This is a genomic window from Escherichia sp. MOD1-EC7003, from assembly GCF_002965065.1.
Classification (GTDB): domain Bacteria; phylum Pseudomonadota; class Gammaproteobacteria; order Enterobacterales; family Enterobacteriaceae; genus Escherichia.
This window is the reverse complement of the sequence record NZ_PTRE01000053.1, coordinates 1-2,219: the sequence shown is the minus strand read 5'-3', so window position 1 is coordinate 2,219 and position 2,219 is coordinate 1. Positions and strand designations below refer to the sequence as shown.

The window sequence follows — 2,219 nt, the reverse complement described above, 5'->3', positions numbered from 1 at the left end:
GTAGTTTTTGCGGCCCAGACTGACCATCCGCAACGCATTTTCAGCGATGTTATTGTCCGCCTCAGCCCAGCCATCATCTGCATAGTACGTCAGCGCCGGCCACTGGTTCAGGGCGTATGCGAACGCTTTCGCCAGTTCTGAGTGTCGCGACAGAGTTTTCATCTTTTCACGCAGCCAGCTTTCCAGGGATTTCAGCAGCGGTTTCGTTTTCAACTGACGTTCGGCAAGGCGCTGTTCCGCCGTCATTCCCCTTATCTCTGCCTCGATGGCGTACAGTTCGCCGATCCGTTTCAGCGCTTCCTCCGTCAGGGCTGACGGGGTGCGAACGTGCACATCGTGGATTTTACGGCGGGCGTGAGCCCAACAGGCGGCTTCCGTTATCCGGCCATCCCGGTACAGCTCGTTCAACCCGGCGTATGCATCCGCCTGCAGTACACCACTGAACCCCGCAAGATGGGTCTGCGGATGGATGCCTTTTCTGTCCGGGCTGTAAGCGAACCACACCGCCGGCGCCAGCGTTGACCCGGCGTTACGGTCGTCACGAACATACGCCCACAACCGCCCGGTCTTCGTTTTCTTATTGCCTGGCAACAGCACCGGGACAGGCGTGTCATCAACATGGAGCTTACCGTCAGTCAGCACATAGCCATGAAGCGCCTCTTCCAGCGGAGACAGCAGCCGGCAGCATGCATCCACCCAGCCCGACAGCAGTGAACGGCTCAGCTCCACACCTTGCCGGCCGTATATTTCTGACTGGCGATACAGCGGGGTGTGCTCTGCATACTTCGAGGTCAGCACGCGGGCCAGCAGCCCCGGTCCGGCGATACCCCGCTCGATGGGCCGCGAAGGTGCAGGTGCCTGCACGATGGCATCGCACTGAGTACAGGCATGTTTTTCCCGTACCGTCCGGATAACCCGGAAGGCGCTACGCATCAACTCCAGCTGTTCGGCGGTATCCTCGCCCAGATAGCTCAGTGAACCGCCGCAGTTCGGGCAGCACGGCGCCGCAGGCAACAGCCGCTTTTCGTGACGGGGTAGTGATTCAGGGAACGGCTTACGGGTGCGGGTCTGACGCAACGGACGCTGTACTGCCGGGTCATACACCCTACCAGTCAGCGTATCGCTCTCTTTCTGAAGCCGGTTCAGATCGGCTTCCATTTGTGCGATACGGCGGGAGACTTTTTCGGAACGACTGCCGAAGTTCATCCGGCGGAGTTTATCCAGCTGCGCCTGCAGATGGTCTATTTCGCGCTCCCGGTTGCTCAGCTTTTCCTGCAGGGCGTGGATCAGCGCTTCCTGTTCGGCCAGGCGCTGTTTCAGCAGGAAGATGTCGTCAGAAGAGATGTCGTTCATAAGCCCGTATTTTACCGGGCTTATTCTGTGACAACCAGGATAAAGAGATTTACAGCATGGTCAGGGAGGTCAGCAGCCGCTTGGGCTGTCGCCAGTCGATACCTTCCAGCAGCATCGCCAGCTGCGCCTGTGTAAGGAACACTTTGCCATCACGGGCTGACGGCCAGGCGAAGCGCCCACGCTCCAGCCGTTTGGTCAGGAGGCACAGTCCGTCACCGGTGGACCACAGCAGTTTAACCTGACTGCCGCTGCGGCCCCGGAAAATGAAAACATGGCCGGACATGGGATCGTCTTTCAGCGCCGTCTGTACTTTCGCAGCCAGGCCGTTGAAGCCATTTCTCATATCGGTGATACCGGCAACCAGCCAAATTTTGGTCCCGGAAGGTAACGGGATCATCGCTTCAGTTCCTGTATCAGCAGAGTCAGGAGCTTTTCGCTGACATTGCCATTGAAGCGGAGCGTCCCGTGCCGGAACGTTACCTCACAGCTGATACTGAGGGTTTTCGGGTCCTCTGCGAGCGATTCTGGCTGTTCGGCAGCTGCATCGAGAGTCACAGGAAGTAGCTGGGGGCTCTCTGAAGAAGGTAATAGCAGCTTTCCCTCGCGCCATTGTTGTCGCCATTTGAACAACAGATTGGCGTTAATGCCATTTTCAAGAGCAAGTTTTGAGATGGATATCCCGGGTTCACAGGAGGCAGCAACGAGCTGCTGTTTAAATTCGGGAGGATAATTAGGGCAGCCTTTTCGCCTGCCGGGAGTCACATTTTTCTGCATATCTGACACTTTGGTTCCCACTACTTATTTGGTGGACACCACTTTGTCTAATTCGTCAGATTCTGACCAGACGGTTCAGGCTGTACGCTTAC

General features: G+C 57.2%; 3 protein-coding genes. All 3 read right to left on the bottom strand.

The window, feature by feature from the left end; translation table 11 throughout:
* Nucleotides 1-1,353 (bottom strand): IS66 family transposase (gene tnpC / locus A7090_RS10265; protein ID WP_105273955.1); only part of this gene is annotated, 1,353 nt, incomplete at its 3' end.
* Nucleotides 1,354-1,402: 49 nt separating this feature from the next.
* Nucleotides 1,403-1,750 carry an IS66 family insertion sequence element accessory protein TnpB gene (tnpB, locus tag A7090_RS10260; protein ID WP_000612591.1) on the bottom strand — a complete coding sequence of 116 codons (348 nt, stop codon included), beginning with the start codon at nt 1,748-1,750 and terminating at the stop codon, nt 1,403-1,405.
* Nucleotides 1,747-2,127 (bottom strand): IS66-like element accessory protein TnpA, encoded by a 381-nt coding sequence (gene tnpA / locus A7090_RS10255; protein ID WP_001466366.1) that lies wholly within the window; start codon nt 2,125-2,127, stop codon nt 1,747-1,749. The genes tnpB and tnpA overlap by 4 nt, the downstream gene beginning before the upstream one ends.
* Nucleotides 2,128-2,219 lie beyond the last annotated feature (92 nt).